We start from the raw sequence: 15,905 nt of genomic DNA, 5'->3' as shown, positions 1-15,905 counted from the left end.
AGTCGTTTTCCTACCAACCGGATTCGGTGACCCCCGGTCCGGCGCCGCGAGATTCCTTGCGCTCGGCGCCGGACTCTCGAGGCTCGGCCGAAGCCTGTGGTGTGGTCGACGCCGCGATCACGGTGGGCAGATCGGTCAGGTCGTCCGGAATACCGGGCAACAATTCCGAGAGCTTCGGCATTCGACTGTGGCGCTCCCGCATCGGCGCCACCAATTCCTCGGTCTTGCGCTTGACCTCGGCGAACGCTTGCTGCGCGGCAGCCGTGACAGCCTGGGCGATCTCGTCCGGAGACAGCTCGGTGATGTCCTCGTCCATCCGGGTCTCGATGAGCACACCGTCCGCGTTCACCACGACGGTCACCTGCTTGTCGGCAGCCGTTCCAGTACCGGTGAGCTGAGCGCGTTGCTGGTATGCGTCCCGAAGCGACGTCATATTCGCCTGGACACTCGCCATCATCTCCGCCAGCAGTTCCTCGTCGGCGGCGCTCATGCTTTGTAATTCCGCATGATCTTGTTGATCTCTGCTTCGTTCTTACCTTCCATTTTGTCGAGCAACTTCGCACCGTCGTCGAAATTGGTGGCGAAATCGCCCTCCAAGACCTTCACATAGGAGGCACCGACACCCTGAACGGCGCCGCGTTGCGAGACATAGTCTTGCTTGAAATTCTCGCCCGGAGCATGCGTCCCCCATACAGGCTTGGACTCGAGTGGCGCGTTGTCCTCTTTCAGGGTATTCATCACCGATCGAATCTTGTCCGCGAGATCGGTCAAATCACCTGAAAACTCGCGCATCTTGGCAGCTTCGACCTTGAGCCGCTGCCCATCAGGGGTGCTACCCATGATGTCCTCCGTTCACTCGGCTACCGGACTTCGTCGTCACGCTGTCGCGCCCTGTCGTTCCTGGAAGCGCTGCTCGAATCCCTTCACGAATGTGGTCGGAGCGACCGACGACGAAGAATGTTCCAGCACACCGTCATCCGCGATGTAGAAGATGGCGCGGCCGATCGCGATCTCACCGCGCGGCACCGGCACATACACCATCCAGCCGCAGCTGAACCGGTCGGCGGTGAGCTGGTCCAACGGATATCCGGAGGTATCCAGACCGCGCCCCTCGACGTAGGTGCGTACCCGGAAGATGGCCTCTTCCTCCGGCATCTGCTCCGGCAGCGACGCGACCACGCCGGCCAGGGTCAGTTGGTACATCGCACCGTCTATATCGAACCGGTCGTCGTCGAACAGCGCTTCCACGGTCTCCCGGGTGACCACGCCGACTTCGGCGGCCGCGATCAAAGCCGCTGCGGCGGAACGCTGTTCGGCGCTCGGCGGCTGCGCGGCCAGTCCGGCGACGATGCCGACCACGGTGTTCGCGGTCCACACGCCGGGCACAGCGGTGGCACACTGCTCCGCGGCGGGTGACTCGCCGCGATACCAGCGGCCACCCTCCCACCAGTAGACGAACGACATCAATCCGGTCGCGGCACGTGGATTCAGTACCGGGTTGGCGACCCAATCCGGCGCTCCCGCAAAGAACTTGGGCATCGCGGCACCGTCGTTGTAGGCGGCGTCCAGATTCGGCGACTCCCAGACTCCGCCGGACAGCACCGCCTTACCTCCCGGCAGCGAGTACAGCGTGCTACCACCGCGCCGCGAACTCTCGAACCATCCCATCGACGGCAAAACCCTGGGGCCCCAGTCGGAATTGGCGGCGACGAATGCCGCGGAGACGACCGCCCACCGCGCCCACATCTCCGGAAAGTCCGGGAACTCGTTCTCCGCCAACACCGGCCACACCTTCGCGGCCTTGTCCGCCCGCGCGGCACCGGCCGCGTCCTGCGGGGTCCTGGTCTGACGACTGCCATGACCGATATAGGCGGCCAGCCATACCGGCAGGGTTTCGCGCGGGAACTCTTCCAGATCGGCGCGATAGGCCTCGGGTTCGAACAGCTGCCCGTCCGGGAAGGGCTCGTCGCCGAAGTCGTAATCGACCTCGAACTCGCCATCGGAACTCAACCGCACCAGCAGCCGCCACCACGGCTCATCGTCCAGCTCGGCGACCAGCGCGCGATGCCCGCGCGCCTGCTCCAGCACCGCGACGGGCGGTTCGGAACGCATCGTCCGGCCCTCACCGGTGTAGACGACTTCGGCGACCGCGGTCGTCGTGGTCAACACGAATACCGCGTCGAGCTGCCGCCATCCGGACGGGCCGACCGCAGCCAGCTCATCGGCGATCTGGCGCGCCAGCAGTCGATCCCGGCTCTCGGCGACATCCTCGTCGACCGGCTCAGCGACCCCCTCGGGCTCGGCGGTACCGTCCGGCGACAGACTGAAACCGATATCCGGTTCCTTGTCCTCCGAGTTGGCGTCGCCTGGGTTCCCGCTGTTCTGGTCGCTCACAGTCTGCTTCCACCGATCCTCATCGTGTGCTGTCGCATAAATTCTGGCATTTACACACCGACATCCCACTGGAGGGAAGCCAGAGGTTCGGCACACCCTGAGCGCGCTACGGGACTCCGCTCCGCTACATGCGGCACCGGCAGATACCGAGCCGTCTCGGTCCACCCGAACACAGCAACCGCTCCCACCGATGACGCGCTCGGTGGGAGCGGTTGTGTATGACCATCATCGACGCCTTCACCCCGCCGGAGGTTGCGGTGCCTCCCGGGTGCGAAGGCGTACTCAGCGCTGGATGTGCACGACCCCGGCGCCCATCGACTGCGCGCCCGCCTCGTCACCCACCACGGCGGTGGCCGCGAACAGCGCACCGCCGGCCGCGACCGCGATGGTGACCGCGACCCGGGACAGCCTGCGGCGCAACATCCCCGACGATGCCGGGTATTCCTCCACCTCGGCGGGCTGCGCACTCTCCCGCGCCGCCTCGGCCGCGTTGCGCGCCAGGATGGCCGCGCCTTCGGCGATCGTGCGCTCCGGATCCGGTGCCACGATCACGGGCCGCGCCATCGCCGAGGAGAGCACCGCGGCCACCTCGGGCGGACGCGCGGCGCCACCGACGACCAGTACGCAATCCACATCCGCCATGGTGGCGCCGGCCCGGTTCAGGCATTCGTACACCACATCCAGCGATTCGCGGATGTGGGCGGTGCGCAGTTCGGTGATCACCGCATCGGAATCGGCGGCCGAGGACTCACCGGAGCGCCAGTTGGCCCGGGTTGCCATCGTGGCCCCGAAGGCCCGGCCGCCGAAGGCCGTGGAACGCAACGGCTCTCCGATCACCGGCCGCGCCGGGCTACCGGCGCCGATCCGAACCAGCGTCACCGTCAGACCGGAACCACCCAGGTCGTAGACGAGCGCCAGCCCCGGCATCAGTGGCCCGTAGGCCACCGACAACCAGGCCGCCGCCGCTACCGGTTCGGAGACCAGTGCCGCATGCGCCAGACCGATCTCGTCCAGCGACTCGCGCAGGTCCAGCACCCGATCCCGGGAGTAGCCGACCGGATGTGTCACCGCCACCGCGGTTTCCGCGAACTTGTCCTCGGTGGCCATCACGTGTGCGGAGACATCCGCCACCACGGTGCGCGCGACGGTCGCCACCAGATCCGCCGACGTGAGCGAGCGGTGCCGCACGCGTGCGGTCCGTCCGCGTTCGGTCAGATCCGCGAAATCGGTCACCGCGCGGCCGTGTTTCGGAATCCGGCCGACCCGCGCACTGCCGGTGCTGTCGAAAGTGAGGGTGGTGCGCCACGTTCCCGGTGCGGTCCGCTGTGTGGACTGCGATTGCTTCGGACCCGGTGCGCGTTTGCCCCGACCGCCGGACGTCGCGCGCCCACCGGCATCGACGGACGCGCCTCGCTTGCGTCCGCGCGTGTTCTTACCGTGCTCAGGAGTATCGATGGCGCACACCGTGTTGACCGTGCCGATACTCACTCCGAGCCCAACCGTCATCACAATTCCCCTCGATCGACGAGCGTACGTTTTCGCTAGCCTGACCCGACCCGGCACTCAGGCAACCATTGTGCTGAGAGCTTGCCAAGCACCGGACAACCAGTTGTCCGGTCAACCGCCGCATTGTCCATCGACCCCGCACCCATCACAGATATACCCATTCACCTGCGACAACAAATCAGACAATATGCACGCGCAGCGGACAATTCGCGACACGGACCAATCGGTACGAATTTGCCAACATCTGTCCAACTGCCCATCGCGGCATCGTCCGACAGCTCCGGCATCCCCGCCGCACACACCGAATCAGCCGCTCTCCCACCGCGGTACCCGAACCGGCGGCATGCCTCGGACCCGCCGATCACCGGGTGTGTCACGGCGACCCGCGGCGAAATGCGCACCGAGAGCTCGCGAATCGAGCACCTCCGATCGGCCGGCGCGCTCTCGCGGACACGGGCGGGCAGGCGAGGATCCGTATCTGCGGATACGTGAACAGATTGAGGCGCAACCGAACACGCTCCGAACGTCGAACATGCCGATGCGCGAACGGCTCGGTGCGAACAAGGCACGACATCGTGCCGGCGCCAGCCGGCCGTCCGGTCCCCAGGCGAGCGAGGGACCGGACGCTGCGATCAGGCGGCGGGGAGTTCCGGAATGCGGGTGGCGCGGGCGAACACCGTTTCCCCCTCGCCCAGCCGCAGTGCCTCCGCGTCACCGCGGGTGACCTGCGCGGTGAACAGATCTCCGGTGGCGGCATTGCGCAGTTCGAGCCGGACCTCGAAGCCCAGGCGCACGACCCGTTCCACGGTGGCGCGGGTGACACCCGCCGATTCCGCGGTGCCCTCGTGCTCGGCCAGGGCCATCCCGGGATCGCGGCCGATGCGAATATCGTGCGGGCGCACCAGATGTCCGTTCAGTTTGGCGACCGCGCCGAGGAAGGACATGACGAATTCGTTGGCGGGACGGTCGTAGACGTCCTCCGGAGTGCCGACCTGCTCGATGCGCCCGGCGTTCATCACCGCGATCCGATCGGCGACGTCGAGCGCCTCCTCCTGATCGTGGGTCACCAGCACGGTGGTGACGTGTACTTCCTCGTGCAGGCGTCGCAGCCAGGTCCGCAGATCGTGGCGCACCTTGGCGTCCAGGGCGCCGAACGGCTCGTCGAGCAACAGCACCTGCGGATCGACCGCCAGCGCCCGGGCCAGCGCCATCCGCTGACGCTGACCACCCGACAGCTGCGCCGGATACCGGTGCTGGAATCCGCCGAGGCCCACGATCTCGAGCAATTCGTCGACCCGCTTACGGATCTCGCTCTTGGGCCGCTTGCGGATCTCGAGCCCGAAGGCCACATTGTCGCGCACGGTCATGTGCTTGAACGCCGCGTAGTGCTGGAAGACGAACCCGATATCGCGTTTCTGCGGTGACACCCGGGTGACATCACGCTCGGCGATGGTGACGATGCCCGAATCCAGCGACTCCAGTCCGGCGATCGAACGCAACAGCGTCGACTTGCCCGAACCGGACGGTCCCAGCAGGGCGGTCAGCTCACCGGACGGAATATCGATGCTCACATCGTCGAGCGCGGCGAAGCTGCCGTAATTCTTCTTGGCATTGCTCACGGTGATCATTGGGCTTTACCCCGCTTACGTTCGAGAAGAGTCATCAGGAGGAGGGTGACCAGTGCCATGCCCATCAGCAGGGTGGCCGCGCAATACGCGCCGAAGATGTTGCGGTCGTTCATATAGCGGGCATTGACCAGCAGGGTGAGGGTCTGACCGCCACCGGGCAGGCCGGTGGACACCATGATCACCGCGCCGAATTCACCGAGGGCGCGGGCCACGGTCAGCACGACGCCGTAGGTCAGGCCCCAGCGGATCGCCGGCAGTGTGATCCGCCAGAAGGTCTGCCAGCGCGAGGCGCCCAGTGTCGTGGCGGCCTGTTCCTGATCGTCGCCGATCTCGTGCAGGACCGGTTCCACCTCGCGCACCACATAGGGCAACGTCACGAACAGCGTGGCGATCACCATGCCGGGCAAGCCGAAGATCACTCGGAAACCGAGGTTCTCGACATCGCCGAACCAGCCGGAGGCGCCCCACAGCAGGATCAGCGAGACGCCGACCACGACCGGCGACACCGCGAAGGGCAGATCCACCACACCCTGCAACAGACTGCGGCCGGGGAAGTTCCCGCGCACCAGCGCGATCGCGGTGACGATGCCGAAGATGATGTTCAGCGGCACCACGATCAGCACGATGATCATCGAGATGTTGAATGCCGAGATCGCGGCCGGTGTGGAGATCCAGTCGATGAACTGGCCGATACCGTTCTCGAAGCTGCGCCAGAGAATGATCACCAGCGGGGCGACGAGCAGGACCAGGATGTAGGCCAGCGCGACGGTACGCAGCGAAATACGGGTGAAGCCGGACAGTTTCATCGACTCGCCTGTTCTTTCCGGGCGGTGCGATCGGCGAACAACCGCAGAATCAGCAGCGTCACGAACGAGATGACCAGCAGCGCAACCGATACCGCGGCGGCATTGGTGGGCCGGTCGACCTCGATCTGCTGCTGGATGTACTGGGAGGCCACCTGGGTGCGGCCGGGAATCGAGCCGCCGATCAGCACCACCGAACCGAATTCGCCGATGGCGCGGGCGAAGGCGAGCCCGCCACCGCTGATGATCGCCGGCAGCAGCGTCGGCAGGATGATGCGCCGGAAAGTGGTCCAGTTGTCCGCGCCCAGGGAGGCGGCGGCCTGCTCCACATCCACCTCGGCCTCGATCAGCACCGGCTGCACCGCGCGCACCACGAACGGCAGCGTCACGAAGGCCAGCGCCACGATGATGCCGGGCTGGGTCGCGTTGAGGTGCACGTTGATCGGGCTCTGCGGACCGTACAACGACAGCATCACGATGCTGGCCACGATGGTCGGCAACGCGAACGGCAGATCGATCAGCGCGTTGACGATGCTCTTACCGGGAAAGTCGTCGCGTACCAGCACCCACGCCACCAGGGTGCCCATCACGACATTGATCACGGCCACGACGACGGAGACGAAGATGGTGACCCGCAGCGCGTCCAGGGCGGCCGGCGCGGTGACGGCGTCCCAGAACCCGGACCAGCCGTCGTCGAAGGCGTGGAAGGCCAGCGCGGCCAGCGGCAGCAACACGATGATGCTGAGCCAGAGCACCGCGGTGGCGATGCCCAGGGGCCCGACCGATCCGGTGACCCGCAACCAGGAGCGGGTGCGGCCCCGGACCGGGGTGGATCTGCTGCCGGCGGCGGCTCCGGCAGTGGTACCGATGTCACTCACTATTTCGTCGCCTTGTCGTAGATGGCCGCGATACTGCCGCTGCCCGGAGCGAACAGTTGTTTGTCGACCTGCTTCCATCCGCCGAGATCGGCGATCGTCCACAGCTTGCGAGGTTGCGGGAAGTCGTTGGTGAACTCGGCGGCGACACCAGGATCGACCGGGCGGAACCCGGCTTGCGCCCAGGCCCGCTGACCGGCGTTGGTGAACAGGAAATCGCGGAAGGCGATGGCCTTGTCCAGGTGGCGGGCGTTCTTCAGCACCGCGACCGGATTCTCGATCTTGAAGGTGACCGGCGGGACGAAGTACTCGATCGGATCGCCCTCGCGCTGGGCGAAGATGGCCTCGTTCTCATAGCTCAGCAGCACGTCACCGGTGCCCTGCAGGAAGGTCTCGGTGGCCTCGCGACCGGATTTCGGCTGCACCCGCACATGCTGTGGCGAGATCAGCTTGCTCAGGTAGTCGAGCCCGGCCTGGGGGTTCTTACCGCCGTCGCTCTCGGCGGAATAGGGCGCGAGCAGATTCCACTTCGCCGAACCGGAGCTGAACGGATTGGGCGTCACCACCTCGACACCCGGCTTCAGCAGATCGTTCCAGTCCTTGATGCCCTTGGGATTGCCCTTGCGCACCACGATCGCCACCACCGAACCGAACGGGATGCCCTTGTTGGCGTCGGCGTTCCAATTCGGATCGACCTGCCCCGAATCGACGAGCCGGGTGATGTCGGGTTCGACCGAGAAATTGACGACATCGGCCTGGGCGCCGTCCTTGACCTTGCGGGACTGATCGCCGGAGGCACCGTAGGACTGCTGGACACCGACACCGGCACCGGCGGAGGTCTTGTTGAACGCCGGGACCACCTTGTCGAATCCGGGCTTCGGGGTCGCGTAGGCGTAGAGCGTCAGCGTGCCGCCGCTCCCGCCGCTGCCGGAGGTACCGGGCACATCGCTGGGACCACCGCTGCAACCGGTGAGTATCAGCGCGGCGAGCGCCACCACGAGCGCGACACCGGCGCGGAACCGAGAACTGGCGTTCCCTGCGGCGAACCGCGGGCTGCGAGACATCGGTCGAACCTTTCCTGCCATCCACCATCGGCCGGTCCGGCTCGGCGGGAGGGAATACGGAGAACTGTCACATCGAGGTGACACAGGCAGGCCCGGAGGCCATCGGAAAGCGGATCCGTGTGAAAGGTGAGCGACCCGAGCTTACGGGTGCGCCACCACGTCCGCGCACTGGCGACAGTAGATGTCCGCGACCACGAGACAGCCGACCGCGATCAACGCCAATTCATGGCGGACCTGCGGAACAACGCTCGATGACACGGGCAGACTCTAACAGAGCCCACCGAACCGCGCGAATCGGTCGAAGCGCTGCGATCGCCCCCGGAAATCGGCTTCGACCGGCGCGAACTCCCGGCTACCCGGGCGCTTCGAGGCGATCGGCACGACCGGTCCGGAAACGACAACCGGGACCCGTGCCCGGCCGTGGTGAAGACCACAGCCGCACGGGTCCCGGTGCGGGCATATCGGCGGGTTATTCGTCCTCGTCGGCCATGGGCGGGGTTTCGTAGAGCTCGAGCACCCACTCCTCGATGGCGATCTCCTCACCGTCCTCGTCGGGCTCGTCCGGGCGAATCCGGTTCTGCAACCGCACGCCCAAGCCGAGCAACTGCGCGGCGCGAACCATCTCGAGGGCCTCATCGGCCGGAGCGATGTGGGTGGCGATCAGGCGGGGCCCGTCCTCGATCTCCAGCAACTGCTCGAGATCCACGAATTCCTCATCGGTTGGCATGGGCTGCACAGTACCCGCAACCACCGACGGCGGGGCGGTCCGATCGTCACGTCCGCGGTGCGGTCAACGAGTCAGCAGCCAGGCGACCACGATCAGGACGAGCAGGGCGATCAGCGCCAATTGCACCCGTGAGCGTGGCATCAGACGGTTTCCTCACGCATCGGACCGGGGCCGCCCATCGCCGCCCCCGACAGCATCGGTTCGGGCAACTCGGACGGGCCCAGAACGTCAGCGGGTGTCATCGGCTCGGAACCCAGCTGATCGGACTCGCTCACCCGGTCACGCCCGAGGGCGTGCAGGACCGCCCGCAAACCACGGTCGAGCCCGTAGGCGATGAGGAAACTCAGCGGAATCGCGCCGACGAGGACCACGACGAACTGCGGAAGGAACGGCAAGCCGGCCACCCAGAGTTCGAAGCCGTCCCACCAGCCCGCGAAGTGATGCACTCCCCCAGCCTAATGGGTCAGGGCCCGGAGGCGGCAACGGAGTGTCACCACGGAGGGCTCCCCATTGGGCTGCGGACAAACACTGCCTGATGGGTCAGGCAACGGAGTGTCACCGTGGGTGTGTGGATCGCGGCGAGCATCGCCGAAATCCACCATGATGGCTATATGGCGTCCTACGACGAACCGATCACCGACGACGAGCCCGTAATCGAGACGCTCGACGACATGTCGCCGCCGCGCAACGCCCTGCCCGATCCGCCCGATGTCGACATCGCGGCCGGCTATCTGCCGGTCTCCTCGGGTGTCGTGCACAAATCGTCCTATCCGCCGATCGACGACTACGCCTTTCTGTCCGACTGTGAGACGAACTGCCTCATCTCCCGCAACGGCTCCGTCGAATGGATGTGCCTGCCGCGACCGGATTCGCCGAGTGTGTTCGGCGCGATGCTCGACCGCAGCGCCGGCCACTACCGGCTGGGCCCCTACGGCGTCAACGTGCCCGCGGCGCGGCGCTACCTGCCCGGCGGCATGATCGTGGAGACCACCTGGCAGACCGATACCGGCTGGATCATCGTGCGCGATGCGCTGGTGCTGGGGCCCTGGCACAACAACGACAAGCGCAGCCGGACTCGCCGCCGCACCCCGGAGGATTGGGACGCCGAGCACATCCTGCTCCGGACGGTGAAGTGCGTGAGCGGTGTGGTCGAACTGGAGATGAGCTGCGAACCGGCCTTCGACTACCACCGCGCGTCCGTGCGATGGGAGTACACCGGCGCGGTCTACGAACGCGCCACCGCCACGGCGACCTGCGACAGCGGCGAATTGCCCTGCGGGGAGCTGACTCTCACCACCGATATGCGTCTCGGGCTGGAAGGGCGCGAGGCCCGCGCCCGCACCCGCATGACCGAGGGCGAAGAACTGTTCGTGGCGCTGTCGTGGTCGCCGTTGCCCGCGCCGGCCACCTTCGCCGAAGCGGCACAGAAGATGTGGCAGACCACCGAATGCTGGCGGCAGTGGATCACCCTGGGCAAGTTCCCCGATCACCCCTGGCGCGGGTATCTGCAGCGCAGCGCGCTCACCCTCAAGGGCCTGACCTACGCACCGACCGGCGCGCTGATGGCCGCGGCCACCACCTCACTGCCGGAAACACCTGGCGGCGAACGAAATTGGGACTACCGCTACAGCTGGGTGCGGGATTCGACCTTCGCGCTGTGGGGTCTGTACACCCTGGGTCTCAATCGTGAGGCCGACGATTTCTTCAATTTCCTGCACGATTCGGCCACCGCGGACGACGGTGCGGCACAACCACTTCAGGTGCTCTACGGTGTCGGCGGCGAACGCGCGCTCGAGGAGTCGGAGCTGAGGCATATGCACGGCTACGACGGCGCCCGTCCGGTGCGGATCGGCAACGGTGCCTACGACCAGCAGCAGCACGACATCTGGGGCGCCATCCTGGATTCGGTATATCTGCATGTGAAGTCGCGCCAGCAGGTGCCCGAGACGCTGTGGCCGATGTTGAAACGCCAGGTGGAGGCGGCGATCCAGCACTGGCGCGAACCCGATCGCGGGATCTGGGAGGTGCGCGGTGAGCCGAAGCACTTCACCTCGTCGAAGGTGATGTGCTGGGTGGCGCTGGATCGTGGTGCGAAACTCGCCGAACTACACGGTGAATCCGACTACGCCGAGACCTGGGCGGGCATCGCCGCCGAGATCCACGCGGATGTGCTCGCCAACGGTGTCGACGCCGACGGCGTGTTCACCCAGACCTACGGCGGCGACACCCTCGATGCTTCACTGCTGCTGGTGCCGCTGTTCCGCTTCCTGCCGCCGGACGATCCGCGGGTGCGGGCCACGGTCATGTCCATCGCGAAGAATCTCACCGAACACGGTCTGGTGCTGCGCTATCGCACCGACACCACCGACGACGGGCTGAGCGGTGTGGAGGGCACCTTCACCATCTGCTCGTTCTGGCTGGTGTCGGCACTGGTCGAGATCGGCGAGGTGCGCCGCGCCCGGCATCTGCTGGAACGGCTGCTCGGCTATGCCAGTCCGCTGGAGCTCTACGCCGAGGAGATCGACCCCTACACCGGCCGGCACCTCGGCAATTTCCCGCAGGCCTTCACCCATCTGGCGTTGATCAACGCGGTCATGCATGTGATCCGGGCCGAACAGTCCAGTGTCGCAGGGCAGTTCCGGCCCGCACATCCGGCGGGCTGAGCCGGCGCGGTGCTACGACTCGTCGGCGGTCTCGCGGATCTCGCGCAGCCGCATCAGCGATCGTTCGATATCGGTGAGGCGGCGGTCGCGACTCTCCGGTGAGTTGACCGCCGCGGCTTCCTCGGCCGCGCGCAGCGATTCGTCGACCGAGCGCAGCGTCTGCTCGGCCAGGTCGGTGAAATGGTCGCGGAGCAGTCGCTGCGTCGCGCGCAGCCGGTGCCGGGATTCCTTGCCCACCTGGAAGATCACATCGTCCATCAGCCGGGCGACGGCATTCTTGGCCTCGGCCTGGCGGCGCTCACGACGCAGCTTGCGGTCCTCCCACAGCGCGCTCACACCGAGCAACGCCGCCGCCGTACCCGAATACCAGTTCACCAGCGGCATGTGCAGCAGACTGGTCATCACGCCGACCATCAGCAGACCGCCGTAGGAACCGCGCATCACATTCAGGAACGGCTGCAGTACACCGATCTTCGCGGTGCCCAGCGGTTCCAGCGAGGCCACTGGTTCGAGGACGTCGCCCGGATCCTCCAGGCGCAGATCCGGCAGCGGCACATCCCGGGTGTCACCAGGGAATTTCGCGGTCACCTGCTCGGCGAGCTCCACCGCGCGATAGTGCGCGACGACGAAATTCTCCTCCACCGCCTCGCAGATCTTCGAGTCCAGATCGGCGCCGAAATCATTCCAGTTCCGGGACGGATCACGATTTCCGATCTCGGTTTCGGCATCCCGGACGAGACTGCGCAGCCGGTGCCGCAGATCGTGCTCGATATCGGCCATCAGCTCCGAACAGCCGTCGGCGAGGGTCACCTGCCAGTTGGCGGTGCGCTGACGCAGTTCGTCGGCCTCGGAGCGGGCGCGACGCAACTGATCGGTGATGGCGTTGTAGCGGCGAGGATCGCGCAGTGTCTCGGCCTCCGAGCGCAATGTCAGGCCCAGGTGATCGGTGATGGTGCGGATATCGCGCAGTGCGGCTTCCCGGGCGACGGCGTCGGCGCGGGCGAGGACATAGCCACGCAGGTGGTCGATCAGTTGCGGCACACCGGATTCGATATCGCGGCGCTGATCGTTACCGGCGCGCAGATGCAGATCCGCCGACACCGGTGCGACCGCGAAACCCAGCCCCGCGTCGTCGAGCAGTTCCCGATTGCGCTGCTGCACATCGGTCCAGCCCGCATGGCGGTCGATCTTGTTGAGTACACAGACCACCGTCGGGCACACCTGGCGGATGCGCTGCAGCAGCGCGATCTGGTCCGGGGTGTACGGGCTGGAGGCGTCGCAGACATACAGCACGGCATCCGCGGCGGCGATCAGTGACCAGGTGGTCGGGGCGTCGGCCGGAGCGCCGGGCGCGTCCATCACCACGAACCCCTCGGCCAGCAGCGGGCTGGGTTCGGTGAACTCCGCCCTGATGACGTTGGAGCTCCGCAGTGCCGGTGCGGGATTCAGCGGATCCACGGGCTGGCGTTCGGTGCGGCCGCCGGGCAGCGATCGCACCAGGGTGGCGGTCGACTGCGGACCGTACTCGGCGATGACCGGAACGCTGACCGGACTGCCGGTGGCACTCACCGCACTGCCGACCAGTCCGTTGACCAGTGTGCTCATCCCGTTCTTGGGCTCGCCGACCACGACGAGGCGAACCCGGGGATCGGCCACTCGCGAGCGCGACATCGCCAGCCGCGCAGCCAGATCGGCCCGGCCGGCGGCACGGGTCAGATCACGCAGCTCGTCCAGCTGCGCGAGCAGTGGAGCCATCGCATCGGGGTGCTTGGCACCGGTCGCCTCCACCGCCGTCACAACGAGATATGAGAATCGAAGGCCGGATGGACCGCCGCGATCGGATCAACCGGGGAATGATGCCACTGCGCGGGATTCTCGTGCAGACCACCGTCGAGCCCCGGCGCCGCCACGCTCGTGAGGCCGTGACCGGAATCCTGCCACAGCGAGGTGTCATACGAATCCGTCATGTGCGCAGCGGGTTTCACCGGAACGTGCACGGTCGGGGCGGGATCGATGGTGGGCGGCTTGTTCACGGTCGGCGGCTCCACGTGTGCGGTGTGTGACGGCATGCCGCTGTCACCGGGGAACGGATCGACGGTGTGCTGCGGCGTGGGCACGGTCGGCGCACTGCTCGGCAGGGTCGGCTCATGGGTCGGCACCGGCTGGCTGTGGGTCGATGGCGCCGAATGCTGGGACGAGGTCCAATCCTGATCCGGCGACTGTGGCGTACGCGTCGGCACGGTGGAGTCGCCGGCATCGCCCGTGGCGGAGGTATCCGTCCCGGTCGGGATGCCCGGACCGTGCGTCGCGGTGTGGCCCGGCGTGGTCGGGTCGGAGTCGGTCGTCTCAGGGGTGGTGACGTGACCGGGCCCGGAATCCGACTCCGAGGTCGTGCCGCCCGGGCGGGTGGTCGTTTCGGAGTCGGTGTCGCGCGGCGGGGTCACCGTGGGTGTGGTGTGGTCGGTGGACGGATGACCGGTGCGGCCGCCCGGCAGCGTGCTGGGGTGATCGCTCGTGGAAGGCGAGGACGTGTGCCCCGCACCAGCGGTCGTGGACGGATGACTCGTCCCCGGCTCGGACGTGGTGCCGGTGTGCGACGGTGTCGTGGTCCGGCCGCTGCCCGATCCCGCCCAATCCGAGGGATCGTGATCGTCGTGCCCCGGCAACCGGATACCCGATCCGCCGGAATGCGGCCGATCGTCGAACAATGCCGGTACCGCCAGGGCGGGCGCGGTCAGCGGGGACGGGCCCGCGTGCGCGGAGAAGACATTCGCAACCGGATGGGTGGCGACCTCGGGCTGAATCGTGGTCTGCAACGGCGTCGCCGCCACCGGCTGCGCGAGCGCCGGGGCGGGCGGCGCGACGGGCGCGGGCATCGCCGGCGCCACGGGAGCGGGCGAAACCGGTTGCGGGGCGGCCACATTCACCATCGGCGCGGCGGGCTGCGGAGCCTGGAACGAGGGCGCGACGGACCCCGGCGACGCGATGGACGTCACCTGCGGCGTGATCGTCGGCGCCGCTCCGGAAGCCGCGGTCGGCGACACGGTGGCACCGGCGGCGTGGGTGGCACCGGATTGCCCGGACGCCGCGGCCGCCGTGCCGATCGCCGCGGCATCGGCGGCGAGCGGCTGACCGAGTGAGTCGCCGGCCTGCCCCGGCAGCTCGGTCGCCTGTCCCGCGGCACCCGGGAGGTGCTGCGATCCGGCGCCGAACCATTGACCGAAGTTGTCGAGCTGATCGCCCACATCACCGACGGCGAGTTGGACCGTGGAGTCGACCTGGAGCCACACGCCGTCCGGACCGATATGAGCGTCGAAGGTGGAGTCGACACCCAGCCACACACCGAAGCCCGTGCCGTCACCCACACCGTCGAAGATCGCACCGTGTCCATCGCCCGGCTGCGCACCGGACATCCCGTCGCCGGGTTCGATTCCGGCGGAACCGAACCCACCCGGACCGAAGCCGTTCATCCCGGGAATGTGCAGTCCGTTGGCACCCGGCAATCCGAGCCCATGCCCCGGCAGCATCGCGTCCGCATGGGAGGAATCGACGGTGCCGGATCCGCCGAACCGGCCAGGCATGTGGTCATCCGGCGCAGCGGTGCCGGCCGGGGCGCTGGCGGGGTTCAAACCCGGCACCGAGTAGCCCGGTCCGTTGTCGAAGTCCTGCATGAAAGTGCCACTGCCCGGGAAGATCTCACCCGATCCCGGCGTCCCCCAGTACGGCGCCGCCCCGCCGGTGCCGTCCGGCGCCGCCGGCGATTCACCCGCCGGCATCCGGCCATCCTCGGTGAACGACCACTGGAATCCGGGAATCGCGTCGGTCCCCAGCTGAAGCTGTCCGGGCGACAGCGCGCCCAGCGCCGGCTCGGCGGGAGCCGAGACACCGAGGTCCGGCGGCACCGAATCGGGCGAGGGATCCGGATAGGTGACGACCGGACTGGGCACATCGGGATGCGGATCCGAGGTGGACCAGCCCGTATTGTGCGATTCGTTCTGTGGCGCGGGAGCCCCGTTGGATGCGATCAGCGCACCACCGGTGACATATGCCCCGGCTCGAGCCACCCGCGCGACACCGGTCGCGACCCGATATGCGGCATCGCCCGCATGATCGTCCGCATCCGCGTCGTCGTCGTACGGCAGCTCACGCGTCATACATACTCCGCTCTCAGCGTTCGGCAGACCAAACCGAACGGGGTGTTACCAAATTCGATTCCCTTTACACCATATTTCCGGAAAACTTGCC

Annotated in this window: 13 protein-coding genes and 1 pseudogene; 1 reads left to right on the top strand and 13 read right to left on the bottom strand. The window is 67.2% G+C overall.

Translation table 11 applies throughout. The features are described 5' to 3' along the window. Positions 1 to 10: 10 nt before the first annotated feature. From AB0L57_RS09965 to AB0L57_RS09915, 11 genes and pseudogenes are all read right to left on the bottom strand, one after another. A complete protein-coding gene (locus AB0L57_RS09965) occupies positions 11 to 490 on the bottom strand; it encodes a YbaB/EbfC family nucleoid-associated protein (protein ID WP_364959626.1) in 480 nt (159 codons plus the stop codon). After that, the gene (locus tag AB0L57_RS09960; protein ID WP_364959624.1) at positions 487 to 840 is read right to left on the bottom strand and encodes a hypothetical protein; all 354 of its coding nucleotides are present in this window, start codon (positions 838 to 840) and stop codon (positions 487 to 489) included. Before AB0L57_RS09960 ends, AB0L57_RS09965 begins: the two co-directional genes overlap by 4 nt. A 36-nt stretch (positions 841 to 876) precedes the next feature. After that, the gene (locus AB0L57_RS09955) at positions 877 to 2,394 is read right to left on the bottom strand and encodes a hypothetical protein (protein WP_364959622.1); all 1,518 of its coding nucleotides are present in this window, start codon (positions 2,392 to 2,394) and stop codon (positions 877 to 879) included. 282 nt (positions 2,395 to 2,676) lie between these two features. Then, on the bottom strand, positions 2,677 to 3,900 hold the full coding sequence (locus tag AB0L57_RS09950; RefSeq protein ID WP_364959620.1) for an Hsp70 family protein: 1,224 nt from the start codon (positions 3,898 to 3,900) through the stop codon (positions 2,677 to 2,679). 632 nt (positions 3,901 to 4,532) lie between these two features. After that, positions 4,533 to 5,528, bottom strand: a complete 996-nt coding sequence (locus AB0L57_RS09945) for a sulfate ABC transporter ATP-binding protein (protein ID WP_364959618.1) — start codon at positions 5,526 to 5,528, stop codon at positions 4,533 to 4,535. After that, complete coding sequence (gene cysW, locus AB0L57_RS09940) at positions 5,525 to 6,334, bottom strand: sulfate ABC transporter permease subunit CysW (protein ID WP_364959616.1); 810 nt, start codon at positions 6,332 to 6,334, stop codon at positions 5,525 to 5,527. The genes AB0L57_RS09945 and cysW overlap by 4 nt, the downstream gene beginning before the upstream one ends. Beyond that, positions 6,331 to 7,131 carry a sulfate ABC transporter permease subunit CysT gene (gene cysT, locus AB0L57_RS09935; RefSeq protein WP_364960541.1) on the bottom strand — a complete coding sequence of 267 codons (801 nt, stop codon included), beginning with the start codon at positions 7,129 to 7,131 and terminating at the stop codon, positions 6,331 to 6,333. The genes cysW and cysT overlap by 4 nt, the downstream gene beginning before the upstream one ends. A gap of 77 nt (positions 7,132 to 7,208) precedes the next feature. Continuing rightward, positions 7,209 to 8,270 (bottom strand): sulfate ABC transporter substrate-binding protein, encoded by a 1,062-nt coding sequence (locus AB0L57_RS09930; RefSeq protein ID WP_364959614.1) that lies wholly within the window; start codon positions 8,268 to 8,270, stop codon positions 7,209 to 7,211. 171 nt (positions 8,271 to 8,441) lie between these two features. Beyond that, positions 8,442 to 8,528, bottom strand: a pseudogene (locus AB0L57_RS09925) (Ms4533A family Cys-rich leader peptide); the annotation flags it as partial. Between the two features lie 211 nt (positions 8,529 to 8,739). Continuing rightward, a complete protein-coding gene (locus AB0L57_RS09920) occupies positions 8,740 to 8,997 on the bottom strand; it encodes a hypothetical protein (RefSeq protein ID WP_364959612.1) in 258 nt (85 codons plus the stop codon). Positions 8,998 to 9,137: 140 nt separating this feature from the next. Then, complete coding sequence (locus tag AB0L57_RS09915; RefSeq protein WP_364959610.1) at positions 9,138 to 9,443, bottom strand: hypothetical protein; 306 nt, start codon at positions 9,441 to 9,443, stop codon at positions 9,138 to 9,140. A 165-nt stretch (positions 9,444 to 9,608) separates the two neighbouring features. Here AB0L57_RS09915 and AB0L57_RS09910 point away from each other — a divergent pair, with 165 nt between their 5' ends. Then, positions 9,609 to 11,660: a glycoside hydrolase family 15 protein gene (locus AB0L57_RS09910; RefSeq protein ID WP_364960539.1), complete on the top strand. Its 2,052-nt coding sequence runs from the start codon at positions 9,609 to 9,611 to the stop codon at positions 11,658 to 11,660. Positions 11,661 to 11,672: 12 nt separating this feature from the next. On the opposite strand, the gene AB0L57_RS09905 is transcribed toward AB0L57_RS09910, so the two are convergent. Together AB0L57_RS09905 and AB0L57_RS09900 are read right to left on the bottom strand one after the other, a co-directional pair. After that, a complete protein-coding gene (locus AB0L57_RS09905) occupies positions 11,673 to 13,457 on the bottom strand; it encodes a hypothetical protein (RefSeq protein ID WP_364959608.1) in 1,785 nt (594 codons plus the stop codon). Beyond that, a complete protein-coding gene (locus AB0L57_RS09900; protein WP_364959606.1) occupies positions 13,454 to 15,814 on the bottom strand; it encodes a hypothetical protein in 2,361 nt (786 codons plus the stop codon). The genes AB0L57_RS09905 and AB0L57_RS09900 overlap by 4 nt, the downstream gene beginning before the upstream one ends. Between the last annotated feature and the right edge of the window lie 91 nt (positions 15,815 to 15,905).

This window comes from Nocardia sp. NPDC052254, from assembly GCF_040679495.1.
In the GTDB taxonomy this organism is placed as follows: domain Bacteria; phylum Actinomycetota; class Actinomycetes; order Mycobacteriales; family Mycobacteriaceae; genus Nocardia.
This window is presented reverse-complemented; position numbering and strand designations above follow the sequence as displayed.

Bases quoted from the DNA above. Each gene is read 5' to 3' on its own strand.
- AB0L57_RS09965 (WP_364959626.1), bottom strand. From the start codon at position 490: ATGAGCGCCGCCGACGAGGAACTGCTGGCGGAGATGATGGCGAGTGTC.
- AB0L57_RS09960 (WP_364959624.1), bottom strand. From the start codon at position 840: ATGGGTAGCACCCCTGATGGGCAGCGGCTCAAGGTCGAAGCTGCCAAG.
- AB0L57_RS09950 (WP_364959620.1), bottom strand. From the start codon at position 3,900: ATGACGGTTGGGCTCGGAGTGAGTATCGGCACGGTCAACACGGTGTGC.
- AB0L57_RS09945 (WP_364959618.1), bottom strand. From the start codon at position 5,528: ATGATCACCGTGAGCAATGCCAAGAAGAATTACGGCAGCTTCGCCGCG.
- cysW (WP_364959616.1), bottom strand. From the start codon at position 6,334: ATGAAACTGTCCGGCTTCACCCGTATTTCGCTGCGTACCGTCGCGCTG.
- AB0L57_RS09930 (WP_364959614.1), bottom strand. From the start codon at position 8,270: ATGTCTCGCAGCCCGCGGTTCGCCGCAGGGAACGCCAGTTCTCGGTTC.
- AB0L57_RS09920 (WP_364959612.1), bottom strand. From the start codon at position 8,997: ATGCCAACCGATGAGGAATTCGTGGATCTCGAGCAGTTGCTGGAGATC.
- AB0L57_RS09910 (WP_364960539.1), top strand. From the start codon at position 9,609: ATGGCGTCCTACGACGAACCGATCACCGACGACGAGCCCGTAATCGAG.
- AB0L57_RS09900 (WP_364959606.1), bottom strand. From the start codon at position 15,814: ATGACGCGTGAGCTGCCGTACGACGACGACGCGGATGCGGACGATCAT.